19 protein-coding genes and 3 pseudogenes are annotated in these 22444 nt (G+C 59.8%); 14 read left to right on the top strand and 8 right to left on the bottom strand.

The window, feature by feature from the left end; translation table 11 throughout:
- Positions 1-31: 31 nt before the first annotated feature.
- Positions 32-487, top strand: coding sequence for a DUF721 domain-containing protein (locus tag B0D71_RS27415; protein ID WP_103397502.1), 456 nt, complete (start codon positions 32-34; stop codon positions 485-487).
- 107 nt (positions 488-594) lie between these two features.
- Here B0D71_RS27415 and B0D71_RS27410 read toward each other — a convergent pair whose 3' ends face one another.
- Positions 595-2082, bottom strand: a complete 1488-nt coding sequence (locus B0D71_RS27410; protein WP_103397589.1) for a helicase HerA-like domain-containing protein — start codon at positions 2080-2082, stop codon at positions 595-597.
- Between the two features lie 188 nt (positions 2083-2270).
- On the opposite strand from B0D71_RS27410, the gene B0D71_RS27405 reads away from it, so the two are divergent.
- The 3 genes and pseudogenes from B0D71_RS27405 to B0D71_RS27395 form a co-directional block, all read left to right on the top strand.
- Positions 2271-4160, top strand: coding sequence for a methyl-accepting chemotaxis protein (locus B0D71_RS27405; protein ID WP_103397501.1), 1890 nt, complete (start codon positions 2271-2273; stop codon positions 4158-4160).
- Between the two features lie 65 nt (positions 4161-4225).
- Positions 4226-4375 (top strand): annotated as a pseudogene (locus tag B0D71_RS27400) (DUF2334 domain-containing protein); the annotation flags it as partial.
- A 56-nt stretch (positions 4376-4431) separates the two neighbouring features.
- A pseudogene (locus tag B0D71_RS27395) lies at positions 4432-4903 on the top strand (lysylphosphatidylglycerol synthase transmembrane domain-containing protein); the annotation flags it as partial.
- On the opposite strand, the gene B0D71_RS32500 reads toward B0D71_RS27395, so the two are convergent.
- Together B0D71_RS32500 and purU are read right to left on the bottom strand one after the other, a co-directional pair.
- Positions 4884-5123 carry a hypothetical protein gene (locus B0D71_RS32500; protein WP_420825152.1) on the bottom strand — a complete coding sequence of 80 codons (240 nt, stop codon included), beginning with the start codon at positions 5121-5123 and terminating at the stop codon, positions 4884-4886. The pseudogene B0D71_RS27395 and the gene B0D71_RS32500 sit on opposite strands and share 20 nt — an antisense overlap.
- Positions 5124-5209: 86 nt before the next feature.
- Positions 5210-6058, bottom strand: coding sequence for a formyltetrahydrofolate deformylase (purU, locus tag B0D71_RS27385; protein WP_103397499.1), 849 nt, complete (start codon positions 6056-6058; stop codon positions 5210-5212).
- A 325-nt stretch (positions 6059-6383) separates the two neighbouring features.
- Between purU and mvaT the strand changes: the two genes are divergently transcribed.
- Entirely contained in the window at positions 6384-6761 is a 378-nt protein-coding gene (mvaT, locus tag B0D71_RS27380) for a histone-like nucleoid-structuring protein MvaT (protein WP_007945872.1), read from the top strand.
- A gap of 99 nt (positions 6762-6860) precedes the next feature.
- Here the strand turns inward: mvaT and sbcB are convergent, their stop codons facing one another.
- Positions 6861-8291 (bottom strand): exodeoxyribonuclease I, encoded by a 1431-nt coding sequence (sbcB, locus tag B0D71_RS27375; RefSeq protein WP_103397498.1) that lies wholly within the window; start codon positions 8289-8291, stop codon positions 6861-6863.
- A 186-nt stretch (positions 8292-8477) separates the two neighbouring features.
- Between sbcB and B0D71_RS27370 the strand changes: the two genes are divergently transcribed.
- The 6 genes from B0D71_RS27370 (at position 8478) to B0D71_RS27345 (ending at position 16052) form a co-directional block, all read left to right on the top strand.
- Positions 8478-9203 carry an RDD family protein gene (locus B0D71_RS27370; protein ID WP_103397497.1) on the top strand — a complete coding sequence of 242 codons (726 nt, stop codon included), beginning with the start codon at positions 8478-8480 and terminating at the stop codon, positions 9201-9203.
- Positions 9200-10177, top strand: a complete 978-nt coding sequence (locus B0D71_RS27365; RefSeq protein ID WP_103397496.1) for a stage II sporulation protein M — start codon at positions 9200-9202, stop codon at positions 10175-10177. Before B0D71_RS27370 ends, B0D71_RS27365 begins: the two co-directional genes overlap by 4 nt.
- Positions 10164-11708: a DUF4129 domain-containing protein gene (locus tag B0D71_RS27360; protein ID WP_103397495.1), complete on the top strand. Its 1545-nt coding sequence runs from the start codon at positions 10164-10166 to the stop codon at positions 11706-11708. Before B0D71_RS27365 ends, B0D71_RS27360 begins: the two co-directional genes overlap by 14 nt.
- Positions 11705-12868, top strand: coding sequence for a DUF4350 domain-containing protein (locus tag B0D71_RS27355; protein ID WP_103397494.1), 1164 nt, complete (start codon positions 11705-11707; stop codon positions 12866-12868). Before B0D71_RS27360 ends, B0D71_RS27355 begins: the two co-directional genes overlap by 4 nt.
- A gap of 525 nt (positions 12869-13393) precedes the next feature.
- Entirely contained in the window at positions 13394-14215 is an 822-nt protein-coding gene (gene ppk2, locus B0D71_RS27350) for a polyphosphate kinase 2 (RefSeq protein WP_103397493.1), read from the top strand.
- Between the two features lie 49 nt (positions 14216-14264).
- Positions 14265-16052, top strand: a complete 1788-nt coding sequence (locus tag B0D71_RS27345; RefSeq protein WP_103397492.1) for a SulP family inorganic anion transporter — start codon at positions 14265-14267, stop codon at positions 16050-16052.
- 16 nt (positions 16053-16068) lie between these two features.
- On the opposite strand, the gene B0D71_RS27340 is transcribed toward B0D71_RS27345, so the two are convergent.
- Both B0D71_RS27340 and B0D71_RS32495 read right to left on the bottom strand, forming a co-directional pair.
- Entirely contained in the window at positions 16069-16437 is a 369-nt protein-coding gene (locus B0D71_RS27340; RefSeq protein ID WP_103397491.1) for a DUF5064 family protein, read from the bottom strand.
- Between the two features lie 412 nt (positions 16438-16849).
- Positions 16850-16945, bottom strand: a pseudogene (locus B0D71_RS32495) (hypothetical protein); the annotation flags it as partial.
- 243 nt (positions 16946-17188) lie between these two features.
- On the opposite strand from B0D71_RS32495, the gene B0D71_RS27335 reads away from it, so the two are divergent.
- Together B0D71_RS27335 and B0D71_RS27330 are read left to right on the top strand one after the other, a co-directional pair.
- Positions 17189-18235: an AAA family ATPase gene (locus tag B0D71_RS27335; protein ID WP_165798760.1), complete on the top strand. Its 1047-nt coding sequence runs from the start codon at positions 17189-17191 to the stop codon at positions 18233-18235.
- A complete protein-coding gene (locus B0D71_RS27330) occupies positions 18232-19560 on the top strand; it encodes a DUF58 domain-containing protein (protein ID WP_103397490.1) in 1329 nt (442 codons plus the stop codon). Before B0D71_RS27335 ends, B0D71_RS27330 begins: the two co-directional genes overlap by 4 nt.
- 37 nt (positions 19561-19597) lie before the next feature.
- Here B0D71_RS27330 and B0D71_RS27325 read toward each other — a convergent pair whose 3' ends face one another.
- Together B0D71_RS27325 and B0D71_RS27320 are read right to left on the bottom strand one after the other, a co-directional pair.
- On the bottom strand, positions 19598-19957 hold the full coding sequence (locus B0D71_RS27325; RefSeq protein ID WP_056726083.1) for a PilZ domain-containing protein: 360 nt from the start codon (positions 19955-19957) through the stop codon (positions 19598-19600).
- Positions 19958-20190: 233 nt separating this feature from the next.
- Positions 20191-20574: a tetratricopeptide repeat protein gene (locus B0D71_RS27320; protein WP_103397489.1), complete on the bottom strand. Its 384-nt coding sequence runs from the start codon at positions 20572-20574 to the stop codon at positions 20191-20193.
- A 205-nt stretch (positions 20575-20779) separates the two neighbouring features.
- On the opposite strand from B0D71_RS27320, the gene pyk reads away from it, so the two are divergent.
- A complete protein-coding gene (pyk, locus tag B0D71_RS27315; RefSeq protein WP_103397488.1) occupies positions 20780-22231 on the top strand; it encodes a pyruvate kinase in 1452 nt (483 codons plus the stop codon).
- The last annotated feature ends 213 nt before the right edge of the window (positions 22232-22444 follow it).

Below are 22444 nucleotides of genomic sequence, written 5' to 3'. Positions count from 1 at the left end.
ATGGCGCCTCTGTTACTTCAGGTGTCTGATCATGGCATTTCGCCCACTTACGGCCAAAGTACCTGCCGTTCTATTACGCGAAGCCAAGCCGCTGAAAGCCATTCTCGGCCACGCTCAACGCCTGGGTCATCTGCAACGCTTGCTCGAGAGCCAATTGCAGCCCGCCGCTCGCGAGCATTGCCACGTGGCTTCCTGGCGCGAAGGCAGTTTGTTGCTGATTGTCACCGACGGTCATTGGGCAACCCGCCTGCGCTATCAGCAGAAGCGCCTGCAACGGCAACTGCAACTGTTCGACGAATTTGCCAACCTGACGCGAATCCTGTTCAAGGTGCAGCCGCCTACCGTCCAGCGGGGCGCGGCCGGGCACACCATGGATCTGTCGGACGAAGCTGCGGCAACTATTCAGGCCACGGCCGACGGGATCAGCGACCCGAATCTGCGGGCGGCGCTGGAACGACTGGCGGCGCACGCCAAATCCAAAACCTGATAGGCGCCCCCACCTGCTCGCGAAGGCGGCATAACATTCAACAATGATGCTGCCTGACACACCGATTCTCGAGCAGGCTCGCTCCCACATTTACCTGTGCCCACTCGCTAGCGGCGTTTGCTGCCGCCCAGTAATGAGCCCATCAAGCCGCGCACCAACTGTCGGCCAATCTGGTTCGCCGCTTGTTGCATCGCCGATTTCAGCGCCTTCCCTGCCGCGGTTCCAAGAAACTCCCCTGCCTGTTCGGTGAAGCTTGGCTCCTCGGGTGCCGGTTTACCCGGTGCCGCTTCGGGTGCCGGCGCCAGGCCTTTGCGCCCCACCAGCACCTCATAGGCCGACTCACGGTCAATCGGCTTGTCATACCGTCCTCGCAACGGCGACCCGGCAATCAGCGCGCTGCGCTCGGCATCGGTCAAAGGCCCGAGCCGCGATTGCGGCGGCGCAACCAGCACCCGTTGGACCATTTCCGGCGTGCCCTTTTCCTGCAAGGTGCCAACCAGCGCCTCGCCGATCCCGAGCTCGGTCAACACCGACAACGTATCGAACGCCGGATTCGGCCGGAAGCCTTCGGCCACCGCGCGCAGGGACTTCTGCTCTTTGGCGGTGAACGCACGCAAGCCATGCTGGATGCGCAAGCCCAGTTGCGCCAGCACATCATCCGGCAGGTCACCCGGCGATTGCGTGACGAAATACACACCCACGCCTTTCGAACGAATCAGCCTCACGACTTGTTCCAGACGATCACGCAATGCCTGGGGCGTACCGTTGAACAACAAGTGGGCCTCGTCGAAGAACAGTGCCAGTAGAGGTTTATCGGCATCGCCGCGCTCCGGCAGCTGTTCGAACAGCTCGGCCAGCAGCCACAGCAGGAACGTCGCGTAGACCTTTGGCGCTTCATGCACCAGACGGCTGGCATCGAGCAAATGAATGCGTCCGCGGCCATCCGCAGTGGGCTGGAGGATGTCTTCGAGTTGCAGCGCCGGCTCGCCGAACAAGGCTTCGGCCCCCTGTTGCTCCAGAGTCGCCAGACGTCGCAGCAACGCCTGACTGGAGCCGGTCGTCATCAATGCCGCATCGTCGCCCAGCAACTGGGGGTTGTCCCGCAGATGATTGAGTAACGCCTTCAGATCCTTGAGATCGAGCAACAACAGGCCTTCGCGGTCCGCCACCTTGAACGCCGCGTACAGCGCCGACTGCTGACTGTCGGTCAGTTCCAGCAGGCTGCCCAGCAGCAGCGGCCCCATTTCACTCAAGGTTGTACGCAAAGGATGACCGGACTGACCGTGTACGTCCCACAACGTCACCGGATAAGCCTGAGGCTTGTGGTTGAGCCAGGGCATCCCGGCAATCCGCTCGGCGATCTTGCCCTGGGGGTTGCCGGCGGCGCCGAGGCCGCATAGGTCACCTTTGATGTCGGCGGCGAAAACCGCCACGCCGGCATCACTGAAAGCTTCGGCCAATCGTTGCAAAGTGACGGTTTTGCCGGTGCCGGTCGCGCCCGCGATCAAACCGTGGCGGTTCGCCAGGCGCATGGCCTGGGCAATCGGCTGAGCTTTTAGGTCGGCGCCGATAACGAGTTGCAGTGAGTCAGGCATTTGGTCACCCATGATTAATCTTTGGTCCTACACGGCCGATAGAGATAACGACAAAGCAGTCAGACACGATCTGGTCGGAAATTTCCCTAAGGAGAGTCGGAAAATTCACTTGCTTTCAACCTTGCCCGTAATGCGCCTCTTTATAAAAGCACGCGCTGGACATTAAGACCTTAGCGGAACCCCAAGCCATGAACAAAAATCTGCGTTTCAGCCATAAAATCCTGCTTGCCGCCGCCCTCATTGTGATTGCCGCCTTCGCCTCATTCACGCTGTACAACGACTATTTACAGCGCAACGCCATCCGCGAAGACCTCAATAACTATCTCAACGAGATGGGCGACGTCACCGCCAACAACATCCAGACCTGGCTGGCCGGGCGTATTTTGTTGATCGAGAACCTCTCGCAAAACATCGCCATCAACCCGGAACAAGCCAACGTTGCCAGCCTGCTTGAGCAGAAAACCCTGACTTCGACGTTCATGGCGTCCTACCTGGGTGACGCCACCGGGCACTTCACCATTCGTCCGGACGCGAAGATGCCGGACGGTTTCGATCCGCGTGTTCGCCCTTGGTACAAAGGCGCCGAAAGCAGCAGCACGTCAACCCTGACCGAACCCTACATCGATGCTGCAACCGGCCAACTGATCATCTCCTTGGCCACCGCTTCGAAAAAGGCCGGTCAGAGCGTGGGTGTGGTGGGCGGTGACTTGAGCCTGCAAACCCTGATCGACACCCTCAGTGCCCGCGACTTCGGTGGCATGGGTTACGCGTTCCTGGTCAGCGCCGACGGCAAGATCCTGGTGCACCCGGACAAAGCGCTGGTGATGAAATCCCTGAGCGAGGCGTATCCGAAAGATACCCCGCGCATCGGCAAAGGCTTCAGTGAAGTGGATGTCGATGGCAAGACCCGCATCGTCAGCTTCACCCCGATCAAGGGCTTGCCATCGGTCAGCTGGTACATCGGTCTGTCGGTCGACAAAGAAAAAGCCTACTCGATGCTCAGCGAATTCCGCACCTCTGCTGTGGTTGCGACCATCATTGCCGTGGCGATCATCATCGCCCTGCTGGGCATGCTGATTCGCATCCTGATCCAGCCTTTGCACGTCATGACCCGTGCCATGGCCGATATCGCCGATGGCGAAGGCGACCTGACCAAGCGCCTGACCATTCAGAACAATGACGAGTTCGGCACCCTCGGCACCGCGTTCAACCGCTTCGTCGAGCGCATTCACGGTTCGATCCGCGAAGTGTCCTCGGCGACCGGGCAAGTCAACGAAGTGGCGTTGCGCGTAGTGGCCGCCTCCAACTCGTCGATGTTCAACTCCGACCAGCAAGCCTCGCGAACCAGCAGCGTCGCGGCAGCCATCAACCAGCTCGGCGCCGCCGCCCAGGAAATTGCCCGCAACGCCGCTCAGGCTTCGAGCCAGGCCAGCGATGCCCGCAGCCTGGCCGAAGATGGCCAGCAAGTGGTGGACCGCAGTATCGTGGCGATGAATCAACTGTCGAGCATGCTCAGCGCATCGAGTACCAACATCGAATCGTTGAACAGTAAAACGGTGAACATCGGGCAGATTCTCGAAGTGATCACCAGCATTTCCCAACAAACCAACTTGCTGGCGCTCAACGCCGCCATTGAAGCTGCGCGCGCCGGTGAGGCTGGTCGCGGTTTTGCCGTAGTGGCAGACGAGGTGCGCAACCTGGCACACCGCACGCAGGAATCGGCACAACAGGTACAGACCATGATCGAGGAGCTGCAAGTCGGCGCCCGGGAATCGGTCAGCACAATGAGCGACAGTCAGCGCCACAGCCAGGACAGTGTGGAAATCGCCAACCTCGCAGGCGAGCGCCTGAACAGCGTGACGCTGCGTATCGGTGAAATCGACGGCATGAACCAGTCGGTGGCCACCGCAACCGAGGAGCAGACCGCCGTGGTGGAGTCGATCAACGTCGATATCACCGAGATCAACACGTTGAACCAGGAAGGCGTGGAGAACCTGCAGTCGACCTTGCGCGCGTGCTCGGACCTTGAACAACAGGCATCACGGTTGAAGCAGCTGGTAGGCAGTTTCCGTATCTAGCGCCTGAACCGGCCCCATCGCTGGTAAGCCAGCGATGGGGTGCGCACTTATCTGAGCACCGTCACCTGCGCCTGCACCCGGTGGACATGCGCCATGTGTTTTCGCGTCAATACTGGCTACAAACCCCGGAGCGCCTGCTCGACAACGCAAGAGTTCCGATGACCAAGGCCCGTTGGCTGGCGCTGCAAAACGACCGCGTAGGTCGTGCGGCATGAGTCGCGCACTGCTGTTGATTCTCGGCCTGCTCGCGGCAGTGCTGATTCCAAAACTGTTGTTCGATAGCCTGATCAGTTGCGTGATGGTCGCGCGCTATCACCGTTCATTGATTCGCCTTGGCGCGCAAGCTCCTGCAGTTTCTGGCAGCGTTTACCGACACGCTGAAACTACCCGTGCGGACCTTGATCAAGGTATTTGCCCTGACCTGTGTGCATTGGGTCCTGCGCCACAGCGTGCTCTATCTGGCGTTGCGCGGGCTCGGCGCGGATTTGCAGTGGGCCTGGAGTTTTCCGATCCAGATGCTGGCGCTGAGTGCCGGGCAATTCAGCCTGTTGCCGGGCGGAGCCGGAGCGGCTGAGCTAACATCGGCGGCGTTGCTGGCGCCCATGGTCGGGAAGTCCACGGCGGCGATTCTGATTTGGCGGGCGGTGACGTATTACTTCTACTTGCTGGTCGGCGGGCCGGTGTTTTGGCTGATGCTGGGCCGGCCGTCGCTCAAGAAATTGATCAAGAATGTCTATCCGTAGGAGCTGGCGTGCCAGCGATAGGGCCCTGGAAATCACTGCAAGCCTGGGACTCTTTCGCCGGCAAGCCGGCTCCTACGTTCAATTCCTCCCACAATTGCGCGGCGCCAGGGAACTCCGTACCTGTTTCAGGCCCCATGTCATCGGGGTCGTAGCGGCTCAGGCAACCCTCGCCCAACGTGGCGGGAGCCTTGGATGTGGCTTTGTCCAATGGATCGGCCATGGTCTTGTCCTCGGTGCAGAAACGGCGAAGGGCCTGAAGCGATTGAACGCTCAGGCCCTTCGAATTTCAACCGCGCCGTACGTCTATCAGAAGACGACGGTTTTGTTGCCGTGCACCAGCACCCGGTCTTCCAGGTGATAACGCAGGCCACGGGCCAACACCATTTTCTCGACATCACGGCCGAAACGCACCATGTCTTCGATACTGTCGCTGTGGCTTACGCGCACCACGTCCTGCTCGATGATCGGGCCGGCATCCAGCTCTTCGGTCACGTAGTGGCAGGTCGCGCCGATCAGCTTCACGCCACGCAGGGAGGCCTGGTGATATGGCTTCGCGCCGACGAACGACGGCAGGAAGCTGTGGTGAATGTTGATCACCTTGTGGGCATATTCGCTGCACAACTCGGGCGGCAGGATTTGCATGTAGCGGGCAAGCACCACAACTTCAGCATCGTGCTGTTTAACCAGGCGCGAAACCTCGGCGAAGGCTGGCTGCTTGTCGTGCGGATTGACCGGGACGTGGTAGTACGGAATACCGTGCCACTCCACCATGCTACGCAAATCATCATGGTTGGAAATCACGCAGGAGATTTCACAGTCCAGTTCATCGCTGTGCCAGCGGTGCAGCAAGTCAGCCAGGCAGTGCGACTCGCGGCTGGCCATCAGGACCACGCGTTTCTTTTGCTCGGTATCGGTGATGCGCCAGTCCATCGAGAACTCTTCGGCGATCGGCGCAAAGGCTTCGCGAAACGCTTCAATACCAAATGGCAGGGAGTCGGCACGGATTTCGTGACGCATGAAGAACCAGCCACTGAGATTGTCCGAGTGATGGCTCGCTTCAGTGATCCAGCCGTTGTGTGACGCCAGAAAGTTACTGACTTTGGCAACGATGCCAACACGGTCCGGGCAAGAAATCACCAGACGAAAAGTGCGCATGAGGGGGAAACTCCAGAACTTCGCAAAGGCCGCCATTCTAGCGATTGCGCAGCAAAACTGCAGTATTGTTGACGATTCGCCCTGCCGGAAGGTCGGTGCGGCAAGGCGGACAACACCTGTGCTTGTTAGCACCAGTGCTCTAGCGGTGCCGGTCAATTGTTAATTTATGTATATCTGACCGACAATAACTGCACTACCCAATGTGCGCCAAAGACACAGCAACTAAATTAAATAAAGTTGGCTTAAATGTTTACTTGATGAAACACCGTGACTATTATTGCCGCACTGTCACCTGCCATCCAGCGCACAACATAAGGTAGTCCACATGTCCTTGATCAACGAATATCGCGCCACCGAAGAAGCTATCAAAGAGCTGCAAGCCCGTTTGAAGAACCTGTCCCAAGACGACAAACTGCAAACCGAGCTGGAATTCGAAGGCAAACTGCGCACTCTGATGGGTGAATACTCCAAGTCCCTGCGTGACATCATCGCGCTGCTGGATCCAGAATCCAAATCCAAGGCACCACGCGGCGGTGCAGTAAAAACTACCGGCACCAAGCGTGCCCGCAAAGTTAAACAATACAAAAACCCGCACAACGGCGAAGTCATCGAAACCAAAGGTGGCAACCACAAGACTCTGAAAGAGTGGAAAGCCAAGTGGGGCGGTGACGTAGTGGAAGGCTGGGCTACCCTGCTGGGCTAAGCCTCAGAGCTTGTCGCAGATGGATCCGTGACAAAAAAGAACGCCAGCAATTGCTGGCGTTTTTTTATGTGTGGCGTTTAAGCCCCGGCATGTTCGAATTCAAAGACACAAACGCTGGCGCAGTCCCTGGACATAATCCTGCCACTCACTGAGCACCCCCTGCTGAAACGGAGTAGCACTAACGCTCAACTGGGCCGCGGCGTCTACAAAACTTTCAAGGGTATTTGGCGCCCCCCACTCGGGTTCTGACAAACGTTTCTGACAGAATATTCGCCAGCGTTCTTGCTCCTCGGCATTCAACGTCTCGGGAAAGTTACGTGCGCGATATCGAAACAGCAATTCAGGCAAACGTTCGTCATCGAAAGGCCACTGCTCTTGCGCCAATTGCAGCGGGTCCACGGTTCTGACTTGTTCACACAATCGCCGATCCCGATCACCGATAAATCCATCGTATAACTGTTGTTCCGGATCCTGGCTCTGAGAAAAATCTTCACGGGCATAAATCGCCAGGACTTTATCGCGCCAAACTTTTTGCGCGTCATTTAGCCGCAACACCCGCTGCTGATACAGCGCCATATCCAGCCCCAGGCGTTGCTGGTCTGCCTGGCGAAGTACCGACAACGGTGCCACCACCGGGCACTTGTTGATGTGAATCAGCTTCAACGGCACCGGCAACTCGCCTTCGGCCAGTTCGTCGCGGCGGGTGTACAAGCGCTGGCGCAAGCTTTCGGCATCCAGATCGAGCAGGCCCTGGGGATCGAGGTGCAGGTCACAGACAATCAGGGCGTTCTTGTTGCGCGGGTGCCAGGCCAGCGGCAACACCACACCCACATAGCTGCGCGCGGCCGAAAAGCGCCCGGAAACATGCACCAGCGGTTGCAGCAGGCGTATCTGGTCCATGACTTTTTGCTTGCTGCGTAGCTGAAACAGCCAGTCGTACAACTTTGGCTGTTTTTCCCGTATCAGGCGCGCCAGGGCGATCGTCGCGCGAACGTCCGACAGCGCTTCGTGGGCATTGCCATGATCAATGCCATTGGCAGCGGTCAGGCGTTCGAGCTTGAGCGTGACCCGCCCCTCGTCATCGGTCGGCCAGACCAGGCCATCGGGACGCAAGGCATAGGCGGCGCGCACCACATCGATCAGGTCCCAGCGGCTGTTGCCGCCCTGCCACTCCCGCGCATAAGGGTCGAAAAAGTTTCGGTACAGGCTGTAGCGGGTCATCTCATCATCGAAACGCAAGGTGTTATACCCCGCGCCACAGGTACCCGGCGCCGCCAGCTGGGCATGCACCCGGGTCATGAAATCGGCTTCGCTCAAGCCTTGCGCCTGCAGTTGCCCAGGGGTGATTCCGGTGATCGCGCAGGCGGCCGGGTGCGGCAGGATGTCGTCACTGGGCCGGCAGAAAAGATTGACCGGTTCGTCAATTTCATTGAGATCGAAGTCAGTGCGCAGGCCGGCCATTTGCAACGGACGGTCGCAACGGGGATTGATGCCAGTGGTTTCGTAGTCGTACCAGAAGATGGAGGTCACGGGCGATTCCTGAACTGAAGATCGGCAAAGTCTAGGCGTTCACCTCCCGCCCCGACCAGTGTCTTGTCATTCAAACACCTTGCGCGACTCGCCAGGCAATACACAGTTATGTCGTTTCCCCCCGCATAGGCTGCTAGCATCGGATGGACACAGAATCCCGATCCAGGCCACATCATCAGGTTGCCCATGCTCGAGACCACAGCACTGCCAGGGAATGCGCCGCTGTCACCGCCACTGGATACGCAGTACCAGGTCGAAACGCCAGAGGGCGTCGACCTGCCACTGCGCCCGGCCGGGTTGATGGTCCGTGCGCTGGCGTTCTCCATCGATCTGGGGTTGCGCGGGCTGATCCTGGGCGTGCTGTTCATTGCCTTGGCGATGCTCGGCAAACTGGGTGCCGGGCTCGGGTCGATCCTGCTGTTCGTGGTGAGCTGGTGGTACATGGTGCTGTTCGAGGTGCTGAACCAAGGCCGCTCGCCGGGCAAGCAATGGATGGGACTGCGGGTGGTGCACGACGATGGCACCCCGATCGGCTGGTCCGCGTCCCTGCTACGCAACCTGCTGCGCGTTGTCGACCTGCTGCCGTTCGGTTACTTCCTCGGGGCCATCAGTTGCCTGCAACACCCCCACTTCAAGCGCCTCGGCGATCTCGCCGCCGGGACCCTGGTGATCCACCGCGAACAGTCGCACATCCGCCCCGAACTCCCCGAAGCACAGCCCCGCCGCCCGCCCTTTGCCCTGACACTCACCGAGCAACGGGCGATTCTAGGGTTTGCCGAGCGTCAGGGTGAACTCTCCCGGGCGCGGGCCGATGAGCTGGCCGCGATTCTCGCCCACCCCTTGCAGGTTCCGGCCCCGCAGGCTGTGAACGAGCTCAACGGCATCGCCCGCGGCTTGTTGGGGCCGACATGAAGCAAAGCCTTTTCGAAAGCCGGCACAAGGCCGAATGGGAGCGCTTCTCCGGCCTGCTCGATCAGTTGGAACGGGACGGCAAAGCCGCCAATGCCGGTAGTTTCCCGAAGGACTACCGACGCCTCTGCCACCACCTGGCACTGGCACGGGAGCGTGGCTACAGCAGCTTTCTGATCGACTCCTTGCAACAACAAGTCCTGCGCGGACACCAACAACTCTACCGTCACCGCAGCCGTCTGGGCGCCAGCGTGCTGGCATTCATCCTGGCCGACTTTCCGCGACTGGTGCGTGAACAGTGGCGTTTCGTCCTCGCCGCCAGCCTGATGTTTTTTGTCAGTCTGGGCGGATTCGCGCTGCTGGTGTACCTGTACCCGAACCTGGTCTACAACCTGATCCCCGCCGAACAGGTCAGCGAGATGCAAAGCATGTACGACCCCGTTGCCGGTCATCTCGGGCGCACGGTGGAACGGGCCGCCAGCGAGGACTGGGCGATGTTCGGCTACTACATCATGCACAACATCGGCATTGCCTTTCAGACCTTTGCCAGCGGTTTGCTGTTTGGTTTGGGCAGTGTGTTTTTCCTGATCTATAACGGCCTGATGATTGGTGCGGTGGCCGGTCACCTGACCTACGTCGGTTATGGGCAAACCTTTTGGTCATTCGTGATCGGTCATGGCGCTTTTGAACTCAGCGCCATCGCCCTGGCCGGTGCCGCCGGCCTGAAGCTGGGCTGGGCGTTGATCGCCCCAGGGCGCCTGCCGCGCGCCGAGGCATTGCAATTGGCGGCGCGCAAGAGCGTGCTGCTGATCTGCGGGGTCATGCTGTTTCTGTTGATTGCAGCGTTTATCGAAGCCTACTGGTCATCAATGACTGGCCCGTCGCACCAGACCAAGTACCTGGTTGGCGCGGCGCTCTGGTTGCTGGTGGTGGTTTATCTCGTGTTTGCCGGACGTCGCCGCCATGCGCCTGAGTGACGCCACCGTGATGATTCGCCCGCGCTCGACCTGGGAAGCCATGGACCTCGGCGTGCTCCTGAGCCAGCGCCACCGACGTCTGCTGATGACCAGTTGGGCCATGATCACCTTGCCCATTTTCGCGCTGCTCAGTTGGGGACTCTGGGATTCGCCCTCGCTCGCCGTGTTCATATTCTGGTGGCTGAAGCCGGCGTTCGAACGCCTGCCCTTGTACATCCTGTCCAAAGCCATGTTCGGTGAAACGCCCACACTGAAGCAGGCCCTGCAACAATGGCCACGCCTGCTCAAACCACAATTGCTGGCCAGCCTGACCTGGCGCCGCCTGAGTCTGCACCGCAGTTTCGTGATGCCGGTGGTGCAACTCGAAGGCCTCGACGGAGCGCAACGCCAGCAACGTTTACAGGTGCTTTTGCAGCGAGAGGCTGGCGCCGCACGCTGGCTGACGATCATCGGCGCGCACCTGGAAGGCGCGTTGTGGATCGGCTTGATGGTGTTGTTCTATCTGCTGCTGCCACAACAGGTCGCGCTCGACTGGAGCTGGCAGTCGCTGATCTCGGCGGCCAGCCAGGACTGGCGCTGGCTGGAACACCTGACCAATGCCTTTTATGCACTGGTGCTGGTGGTCTGGGAGCCGGTCTACGTCGCCTGCGGCTTCAGCCTTTACCTGAACCGGCGCACCGTGCTTGAGGCCTGGGATATCGAACTGGTGTTCCGCCGATTGCGTCAACGCCTGGTCAGTGCAGGCGCTGTCTTGCTGGTGGCCGTGATTGTTCTGATGCCAGCCACGCACAGCGTATGGGCCGCCGAACCGGCCAACTCACTCGACAGCCCGCGCTTGCTGGATCAGCCACTGTCCAGCCAGGCCTCCAGGGACAGCATCAAGACGATCCTCGAACAGCCGCCCTTCAAGAACCGGGAAACGGTGACACGCTATCGCTTGGGCGAAGACAAGCCGGACGCTGATGCCTCGGACGACGGCAAGACACCGCAATGGTTGAAGGCGCTGTTAAAACTGTTTGAGGGGCAACACTTCGGGGCCTTGGCGACACTGATTGAAGTCACGCTGTGGGGCATCGTCATCGCATGCATCGGCCTGTTGATCTGGCGCTATCGCGATTGGTTGCAGGCGTTCGTCGGCCGACAGCCGACGCTCAAGGTTAAAGCCACCCGGTCATTACCTCAGCAGGCATTCGGCCTGGACCTCAAGCCCGAAACTCTGCCCGCCGACATTGCCGCCCGCGCTGAAAGCCTCTGGCAGACTGATCCTCGCGAAGCCCTCGGCTTGCTCTATCGCGCCCTGCTCAGCCGCCTGTTGCACGACTTCAACATCGCGCTCAAAGCCGCCGACACCGAAGGGCAGGTGCTGCGGCGGGTCGAGTTGTTACAGCAACCAGCCTTGCTGGCCTACAGCAAAAACCTGACCGGGCACTGGCAAAACATGGCCTATGGTCACCGTTTGCCACCCGAACAAGTGCAACAGGAACTGTGTGATGGCTGGCGAGTGTTGTTCGACGCGGGGGCAGTCCGTTGAGTCGGCACCGGGGGGCGCTAGCCGTTGCATTGCTCGCCGTGCTGGTGGCTGCGCTGGGTGTTTATCTGTACCTCAAGGCAACGCCTTATCAGACCGAAATAGACCACGGTCCTTCTCCCGAAGCCAGGGCCAACCCTTATCTGGCGGCGGAACTGTTCCTGCGCAAGCAAGGCCTGAGTGTCGGCCACGCCAATGGCCTCGACATCCTGCCCAGCCTCGACCCGCATCAACACAGCCTGCTGTTGCTCGGTGACCGCTACAACATGTCCCCACGACAGATCGACCAGGTGATGAACTGGACCCGGGCCGGCGGACGGCTTCTGTTCGTTGCCGAGTCGTTGTGGGATGAAAAACTCGGCCAAAGCAACGACCTGCTGCTTGATCGGGTAGAACTGCGCCAATCCCTGAGCAAAGACCTCAAGCAGCCGCCACCCAATGTCGGCGAAGATCCGTACCCGCAACTGACCAAGCTGTACCTGGAAGACGAAGACGCCCCGGCCTACGCCGGTTTCGATACCGCGTTCCACCTCGAAGACCCGAAAAACCTCGCCCAGGCCTGGGCCAACAGCGCCGGGGCCACGCACATGATGCAACTCAACAGCGGCCTCGGCTCAATCATCGTGGTCACCGATGCCGACCTGTGGAAAACCCCGGCCATCGAGCAGTACGACAACGCCTGGCTGCTTTGGTACCTGACTGCCGACACCCGCGTGACACTGATATTCAATACCGATCACGACAGCCTGCCGACCTTGCTGCTGCGTTACTTTCCCCAGGCACTGGTCGCGTTGTTCGCCTTGATCGGCCTGGGTTTCTGGCACTTTGGCATTCGGCAGGGTCCCTTGCTGGAACCGGCACCGAAAGCACGCCGGCAATTGCAGGAGCACCTACGCGCCAGTGCCGACTTCTTGTTGCGTCGCAACGGTCAGGCTGGCCTGCTGCAAGCCTTGCAGCAGGACATTCTGCGACGCGTGCGGCATCGCCATCCCGGCTTTGAACAACTCGGCGTCGCCGAACAATGGCTGGTGCTCGCACGCCTGACCGGCCAACCCACACGCGCGATCAGCCAGGCCATGAGCCCGCGACCGAAGCAACGGCTTTCCAGCGTTGAATTCAGCCGTCAGGTCGCCCACCTGCAATTTTTGAGGAACGCCTTATGATCTGGCACCGTAAGAGCGTTAGGTATCCACTAGGCTCATATTGCTTCGGTTCGATGTAATGGCCCTAACCCTGTCGCGGCCAATCAGTTCTTTGGTCAATACCTGCTCCGCAGCCTAGAACAAAGAGGCTCCGCGATTGATCACGGTGGCCACAGGCGCGAAAAAATCTTTTCAAACTACAATGAAGTGGGTTGAGAACGCCCTGAAAAAAGGTTCCGTGCTCTGGCCTGTGAACCTTAAGCAAAGGGCATCACGCCGACGCAGCCGTACGCTTCGTAACAACCTGCGCGATGCGACCGATGTCGCCGCCGGGCAAGCGCTTATTGCTGAGGCATTACCCCCCGCGTATCGCAGTAACGGCCGGCCCTGAAGAGCTGGAATCGTAGCGTGGCCGACTGGTCGGTCTCGGGGTGCTGTTGATCGCCAGCGCTGTGCTAATCACTGCGATCATCGCGCTCGGCGGGGGAGCGGATCGCAACCTACGCTGTTTACCTACTGGCGACTGGCATCTATGAGGTCTTGGTCATGGCAAAGGACAAGAAGAAAGCCCCTAAGCGTAATGCCGCTGAAAACCCGAAGCTGAAAAACAAGGATTATCTTGAGCAACTGCGCACCCTGCACGTCGAACTGGTCAAGTTGCAGGAGTGGGTAAAAGCCAAGGGCATAAAGCTCTGCATCGTTTTCGAAGGGCGCGATGGCGCTGGCAAGGGCGGGACGATCAAGGCACTCACCGAACGCGTGAGTCCGCGTGTCTTCCGGGTGGTCGCGCTAACGGCGCCAACTGATCGAGAGAAAAGCCAGATGTATGTCCAGCGTTACCTACCGTATCTGCCCGCGGCTGGCGAAGTGGTGATCTTCGATCGCAGTTGGTACAACCGGGCGGGCGTCGAGCGTGTGATGGGGTTCTGCACCAAAGAGCAGGTTGCCAGTTTCATGAAGACAACGCCTCTGGTGGAGCGTGCAATCGTCGATTCGGGCGTGATCCTGCTCAAATACTGGCTGGAAGTCAGCGAAGAGGAGCAAACCCGCCGGCTCGAGGCCCGCATCAAGGATGGGCGCAAAATCTGGAAGCTGACCTCCATGGATCTCAAGTCATACAGCCGCTGGTATGACTATTCACGCGCGCGTGACGACATGTTCAAGGCAACCGACACCGAACATGCCCCATGGCTGGTGGCCAACTCGAACGACAAACGGCGGGCGCGCCTTAACATCATCACCGATTTGCTCAGCCGTATCCCGTACAAGGATGTCTTACGCGAGAAGGTGATATTGCCCAAACGGCAGAAGCCAGGCGGCTATCGCGACCCAGATTATCCGCAACGGCGAGTGCCTGAAAAATTCTGACGGACACGTTTAAGCGAATCGGCGCTGTACACCTATAGGTCACAGTTCTATGAGCGATTCGGATTCTTCGCCTCCCGTCCCGGAACCGGGCCGGATTGCACGCCGCGATACCAGCGACGAAATCGGCTGGAGCCGCTGGTTTCCTGGACTTCGCACGCTGCGCGGGTATCAGGTTGCCTGGTTGCGTCACGACATCATGGCCGGCCTGGTGCTCACCACGATGTTGGTACCCGTCGGCATCGCCTACGCCGTGGCATCGGGCGTACCCGGCATCTATGGCCTCTACGCGACCATCGTTCCGCTACTCGCTTACGCATTGTTCGGGCCTAGCCGGATTCTGGTGCTGGGCCCGGATTCCTCACTGGCCGCCGTTATCCTGGCTGTCGTCCTGCCCCTGTCGGGCGGCGACCCACATCGCGCCGTCGCCCTTGCGGGCATGATGGCGATCGTTTCAGGCACCGTGTGCATCCTGGCGGGCATCATGCGCTTGGGTTTCATTACGGAGTTGCTTTCAAAGCCGATCCGCTACGGGTACATGAACGGCATCGCCCTGACGGTTTTGATCAGCCAACTGCCCAAGTTTTTCGGTTTCTCGATCGAGTCCGACGGCCCGCTGACAAACATATGGGCTATCGTCACCGCGGTGATGGAGGGAAACACCAACTGGACCGCGTTTGTGATCAGCGCAGCCACCTTGGCCGTGATCCTGCTGCTCAAGGATTACAAACGTGTGCCGAGTATCTTGATCGCAGTGGCAGGTGCGACCGTCGTCGTCGGCGTGCTGGATCTTGCCGCGCGTGCGGATGTGTCGGTCCTCGGTTCTCTTCCACAAGGTTTACCGACGTTTAACCTCCCTTGGATCTCCCGCGCCGATATTGTCCCCGTGCTCATCGGCGGTTGCGCCGTCGCCCTGGTGTCGTTCGCCGACACTAGCGTGCTCTCGCGTGTCTATGCGGCACGGACCCATACCTACGTGGACCCGAACCAGGAGATGGCAGGGCTCGGTTTTGCCAATCTGGCGGCTGGATTTTTCCAGGGTTTTCCAATCAGTAGCAGTTCGTCACGTACCCCCGTGGCCGAAGCCGCAGGCGCCAAAACCCAGTTGACCGGCGTTGTCGGCGCATTGGCAGTTGCCTTATTGCTGATGGTGGCGCCGAATCTGTTGCAGAGTTTGCCCAACAGCGCACTGGCAGCGGTCGTGATCGCGTCGGCCATCGGCCTGATTGAAGTCGCCGACCTGCGACGCATTTATCGCATCCAGCGCTGGGAGTTCTGGTTGTCGATCGTCTGCACCGTCGGCGTGGCCGTGCTGGGTGCGATCGAGGGCATCGGGTTGGCCATCGTGATAGCCGTCATCGAGTTCCTGTGGGATGGCTGGCGGCCGTATTCTGCAGTGCTGGGGCAAGCCAAGGGTGTCAAGGGTTTCCACGACATCCAGCGTTATCCCGACGCGCGCCTTATTCCCGGCCTGGTGCTGTTTCGCTGGGATGCGCCGTTGTTTTTCGCCAACGCCGAACTGTTCAATGGCCGAGTACTCGACGCAGTGGCGGCATCGCCTACGCCCGTGCACTGGTTGGTCGTTGCAGCGGAACCCGTCACCAGTGTGGACGTGACCTCTGCCGACGTGTTGGCTGAACTGGACGACACCTTGCACGCGGCGGGCATCAAGCTGTGCGTGGCCGAAATGAAGGACCCGGTCAAGGACAAGCTGAAGCGATTCGGGCTGTTCGCGCGACTTGGCGAAACGGCGTTCTTTCCAACCATCGACGACGCCGTCGACAGCTTCCTCGTGATCCATCCGGTGGAGGAGGCAGGTCGGCAGGACGAGGTGCGCTGAATGGCGCTGGAGTCACTCAGCGGCGGTCGTTCTCCGCGTTATCCAGATTGACTGGATCGCCCGGTTGGACGCCGAGTTTGTCGCGAATATCCTCGAACATCGCGTCGTATTCCTTGTGCCCGCGCATGATCAGACTGGCATTGGCGGGCACACCATGCTTGACCGCAGCCTTTGCCACGCGGCTCGCAAAGTTGAAGGCCGTGTCACGGTGCATATCGAATTCTTCAGTGAAGCTGTGACCTGAAACGTCTCCGACCATTTTGAAGTGCATCAGCATGCCTTCCTTGGGGTCGCGGCGGACTTCATAGAAGACATCAATGTTGTATTCCGGGACTCCAGGAATGGCAGGAGTATTGGTACGGTGCAGGTGACCGGGCGTGAACATGTGAGGCTCCTTTTCGGGTAGGTGGCTACCTTCTTGGCATCGGCTGGATTCGAGGTTCGATTTGCTGGCGGGGAACAATTCCGTAACCCGTTCGATTGCCCCCGACCATCGAGGGTTCGCTTTGCCAATTGTCTTCGCTTTTACCTTCTCGATGACAGGACGATCCGCTGACACCGATGATTGCAGCAAACATAACGAAAGGGATCAAATTCCTAAGCATCACGATCTCCAGCACTGGAGGTCAAATAACCCGGATTTCAGTCCGTGCAAACCGCATCAGTGGAGTGTGTTCCATAGTGTGGCGCTATCAATGAGTAGCAGCGCAAACTCCCCTTAGAGCTTAGTGCTCGTTTAGTATTTTCTACCTTTAAAGCGCTATAAAAGTGTGTCGAGTACCAGATTCGAGGCACTTGACACGCAGAACCGTCACGCCACTGACGCAGTCGTCGAGGCTCTCGGGAAGCAAGGTGTCTTGGCCTCGATGTTCACCTTGGATAAAGCGCTTCATGAGCGATCCCTGCGATGAAATCCTCCGAAATCATAGCAAGGGTTCGCGAAGGCGTTTTTACACACTCTGGGCCGAAAGCTGCCGGTCAAACATAAGCGACCGTCATGGCCTAACCTCCACTTCAGACGAATGCTCAAATGAGGGGTTGCGATCGGATCACAATGAGGCAGATTGGCAGTCACTCACTCGTTCCCTGCGCAAAAAATACGTGAAAAAACGTTAGATTAGGTAAGTGACTGATTTATGGAAGATAAAACAGATGTAACTGGTAGCAAGGTTCCGGAACTGGAAAAAAAACCGATCGAGCCCGACGCAGCGAGCCATGCCGCTCAACAGCGTCAGCGTGCCGGCCATCTGGCCCAGGCCGTGCGCAAAGAATTGCAAAAAGCAGTGATGGGTCAGGACGGCGTGATCGACGACGTGCTGACAGCGCTGATCGCCGGCGGCCACGTGTTGCTCGAAGGCGTACCGGGTTTGGGCAAGACCCTGCTGGTACGCGCCCTCGCCCGTTGCTTCGGCGGTGAGTTCGCACGCATCCAGTTCACCCCGGACCTGATGCCCAGCGACGTCACCGGGCACGCGGTGTATGACTTGCAGACCGAGCAATTCAAACTGCGCAAGGGGCCGTTATTCACCAACCTGCTACTGGCCGACGAGATCAACCGTGCCCCGGCGAAAACCCAGGCGGCGCTGCTCGAAGCCATGCAGGAGCGGCAAGTCACCCTCGAAGGCCAGCCATTGCCGATTGCGCAACCGTTCATGGTGCTCGCCACGCAAAACCCGATCGAGCAGGAAGGCACTTACCCATTGCCGGAAGCCGAGCTGGATCGCTTCATGCTCAAGGTGCGCATGGACTACCCCGACGCCGAGCAAGAGCTGAACATGGTGCGTCAGGTCAGCCGCTCGACCCGGGCCGACATGCTCGATGTCCAGCCAATGCGCACGTTGTTGCAGGCCAAGGATGTACTGGCCCTGCAACGCATCGCCAGCGAACTGGCGCTGGACGATCAGGTGCTCGATTACGCCGTGCGCCTGGCCCGCGCCACCCGCAGTTGGCCCGGCTTGATCCTCGGCGCCGGCCCGCGTGCTTCCATCGCGCTGGTGCGTTGCGCCCGCGCCCGCGCGTTGCTGCGCGGTGGTGAATTCGTGATTCCGGATGACATCAAGGGTTGCGCCCTGGCCGTGTTGCGTCATCGCGTGCGCATCGCGCCGGAGCTGGACATCGAGGGACTGGATGTCGATCAGGTGCTCCAGCAGATGCTCGACCAAGTGCCGGCACCGCGCCTGTGAAGCCCTCGCGCCTGATGCTCGCCTGGCTGCTGGTCCTGCTGGCCTGCGGCATCGTGTCGGGCACATTGCGGGCGTTGGAGTTTGCGGTTCCGGCGAATCTCATGGCGATCAACTGGGGGTTGCTCCTGGCATTGCTGGCCCTGGCCCTACTGGATGCTGTTCGCGTGAAACGCCTGTCTTCGCCCCGGCTGAAACGCCAGTTGCCCGGCAGCCTGGCGCTGGGTCGATGGAGCGAGGTGCAACTGAACCTCGAACACGACTTTGCCCAACCGCTGAACGTACAAGTCTTCGACCACGTACCGCCAGGCCTGAGCTTCGAACACCTGCCCCTGACGGTCGAGTTGCAACCCGGCCAGCACAGCCAGGCCGGTTATCGCCTGCGCCCACTCAAGCGCGGTCACTTCAGCTTCGGACACTGCGAAATCAACCTGCCAAGCCCCTTGGGGCTCTGGTCGGACCGACGCTTGCTCGAACTACCGGACGCCACCCGCGTCTACCCTGATTTCGCCCGCCTCTATGAAGGGCAATTGCTGGCTGTGGATAACTGGCTCAGCCAGCTTGGCGTCCGCCAGAAACAACGGCGGGGCCTGGGCCTGGAGTTCCACCAATTGCGCGAATTTCGCGAGGGCGACAGCCTGCGCCAGATCGACTGGAAAGCCACCGCCCGCCAGCGCACGCCGATTGCCCGGGAGTATCAGGACGAACGGGACCAGCAGATCATCTTCATGCTCGACTGCGGCCGGCACATGCGCAGCCAGGATGATGAGTTGTCGCACTTCGATCACGCCCTCAACGCCTGTCTGCTGCTCAGCTACGTAGCGCTACGCCAGGGCGACGCTGTGGGCCTGAGTACCTTTGCCAGCGAACAGCCGCGCTACCTCGCGCCGGTCAAAGGCACCAGCCATCTCAATACCCTGCTCAATACCGTCTATGACTTGAACAGCACCCAACGCAGCGCCGACTATCAAGCCGCGGCCACGCAACTGCTGGCCCGGCAAAAACGCCGGGCGCTGGTGGTGCTGGTGACCAACCTGCGCGAAGAGGACGACGATGAACTGCTTCCGGCCGCCAAGCGCCTGAGCCAGCAGCATCAGGTGCTGATCGCGAGCCTGCGCGAAGACGTGCTCGACAGCCTGCGTCAGTCACCCGTGCAGACTTTGTCCGACGCGCTGGCCTATTGCGGGACCGTGGACTACCTGAATGCACGCGCAGAACTCCATGAGCGCTTGAACGCTCATGGAGTGTTGGTGATGGATGCACGCCCCGGTGAGTTGGGGGCAGAGCTGGTGACTCGGTACCTGGGCTGGAAAAGAACCGGACTTTGAGCCGCAGCAGTCACTCACAGCCATGTTCCCATTGATCTCAGGCCGAAGCCGGCAGCGGCAGAAAACTGAAATACTGCTTCAGCGCCTCCACCAGTTGCCCATACTCCGGTGGCGCCCGTTGCAGGCTGAACCCGGCGTCGTAATGTTGGGGTGTCGCGTCTTCGTGGCACCACAGGCAGCAGGCCTGCAGATCGATGATCCGCTGGCCACCTTCGCTGGCGGGAATTTTCAGGCGCAGGTTAAAGTCCGCGCCAATCATCATCGGCAGCTGGCTGATCAGCATCAGCCCGTCTTCGGAGACATTGCCCAGATAGCCAATGGGTTTGCCGGTGATGCCGTTGAACACTTTCAGGAAATACGGCAGTTGATGCCGCTCGATTCGGCGGTCGGTGAACATGTGCAATTTCGCTATGCAAGGCTCTTAAGCAGAGCCGCACTACTGCTTCGGAACGGGTGTGCATTGAGTCTTGGCCCGCTCTCCCCGCTCCCGGTGCGCCAGGCCTTACAGCGCTGAGTCCTGCTTTTGCCGGTCACAGGTGTTGCCCCGATTCAGAGGCAAGGCTCTAAAACCGGTTCATTGGACTATAGCTCACCACCGCCGGGGAGCCAGCGATTGCATGACAACCGCCATCAGAACTGCGTCGGTTTTACCGCTGCGGCACTGCGCATCGGGTAGTGACCCAGGCTCTGCAAGGTTTCCAGGCGGGCACGGGCGCGGTAGGCGTATTCGCTTTGCGGATACGAGGCGATGATGAACTGATACGTCTGGGCCGCGTCGATAAACATCTTCTGTCGCTCCAGGCACTGGCCGCGCATCATCGACACTTCCGGCCACACGTAAGGCCGCGCGCGGCTATCGCGCTCGACCTTGGACAGTTCGAGCATCACCTGCTCGCAATTGCCCCGGTCATAGGCGCTGTAGGCATTGTTCAAGTGATGGTTCATTGCCCAACGGGTGCAGCCCGTGGCACTGAGGGCGCCGACGGCAAGGGCAGCAATGAGTACGAATCGCATGGGAATCTCCTGTCTTGAACGCTGTATCGACCCGCGAGCGAAAATCTTCAGGCACCCGATGCAAAGTCGCTACGTTCAATAAAGAAGGCAATAACCAGGTTCTTCGAAAAAACCAAGCTCTTCACGAAAAGTAGTGCATACGAACAATGACTACACCTTCGCAGCATAGTAGCCTCACTCAGCGCTTGAACTCAGGAGTCTTTGCATGTCCGTCCGTCGTACCAAAATCGTCGCCACCCTTGGCCCGGCCAGTAACTCGCCGGAAGTTCTCGAACAGCTGATTCTGGCTGGCCTGGACGTCGCCCGACTGAACTTCTCCCACGGCACCCCCGACGAGCACAAGGCTCGCGCGAAGCTGGTGCGTGACCTGGCTGCCAAGCACGGCCGCTTCGTCGCCCTGCTGGGTGACCTGCAAGGCCCGAAAATCCGTATCGCCAAATTCGCCAACAAGAAGATCGAGCTGAAGATCGGTGATCAATTCACCTTCTCCACCAGCCATCCTCTGACCGAAGGCAACCAGCAAGTGGTCGGCATCGACTACCCGGACCTGGTCAAAGACTGCGGCGTGGGCGATGAGCTGCTGCTCGACGATGGTCGTGTAGTGATGCGCGTCGATACCGCCACGGCCACCGAACTGAACTGCACCGTGACCATCGGCGGCCCGCTGTCGGACCACAAAGGCATCAACCGTCGTGGTGGCGGCCTGACCGCTCCGGCCCTGACTGAAAAAGACAAGGCCGACATCAAGCTCGCCGCGGAAATGGAAGTCGACTACCTAGCGGTCTCCTTCCCGCGCGACGCCGCCGACATGGAATACGCCCGTCAACTGCGCGACGAAGCCGGCGGCACCGCCTGGCTGGTGGCGAAGATCGAACGCGCCGAAGCCGTGGCCGACGACGAAACCCTCGACGGCCTGATCAAGGCGTCCGACGCGGTGATGGTTGCCCGTGGTGACCTGGGTGTGGAAATCGGCGACGCCGAGCTGGTAGGCATCCAGAAGAAAATCATTCTGCATGCACGCCGCCACAACAAGGCAGTGATCGTCGCGACCCAGATGATGGAGTCGATGATCCAGAACCCGATGCCGACCCGCGCCGAAGTGTCCGACGTAGCCAACGCCGTGCTCGACTACACCGACGCCGTGATGCTCTCGGCCGAAAGTGCTGCCGGTTTGTACCCACTGGAAGCCGTTCAGGCCATGGCGCGTATCTGCGTCGGCGCCGAAAAGCACCCGACCAGCAAGACCTCCAGCCACCGCATCGGCAAAGAGTTCGAGCGCTGCGACGAAAGCATCGCACTGGCGACCATGTACACCGCCAACCACTTCCCGGGCGTAAAGGCGATCATTGCCCTGACTGAAAGTGGCTACACCCCGCTGATCATGTCGCGCATCCGCTCCTCGGTGCCGATCTACGCGTTCACCCCACACCGCGAAGCCCAGGCTCGCGCGGCGATGTTCCGTGGCGTGTACACCATCCCGTTCGACCCCGCTTCGCTGGCACCGAACGAAGTCAGCCAGAAGGCGATCGACGAGCTGGTCAAGCGCGGCGTCGTAGAGAAAGGCGACTGGGTCATCCTGACCAAGGGCGACAGCTACAACACCACCGGCGGCACCAACGGCATGAAGATCCTGCACGTTGGCGACCCGATGGTCTGAGTGACCGATTGCTGAAAAACAAAAGCCCCGCCATGTGAATGGCGGGGCTTTTTGTTTTCTGATCCGGCCTCATCGCTGGCAAGCCAGCTCCTACATCTATGGTTACCCCCTTTTCTGCAATACTGTATTTGATGCGTGTTTGGCTTGCTTTCATCTATCCGGCGTCTGAGTGGGGGTGTCGCCCCGCGCCTCGATGAGAATCGATGCCCAACG

This window comes from Pseudomonas laurylsulfativorans, from assembly GCF_002906155.1.
In the GTDB taxonomy this organism is placed as follows: domain Bacteria; phylum Pseudomonadota; class Gammaproteobacteria; order Pseudomonadales; family Pseudomonadaceae; genus Aquipseudomonas; species Aquipseudomonas laurylsulfativorans.
The sequence above is the reverse complement of the archived record's forward strand: the minus strand, read 5'-3'. Positions and strand labels throughout refer to the sequence as shown.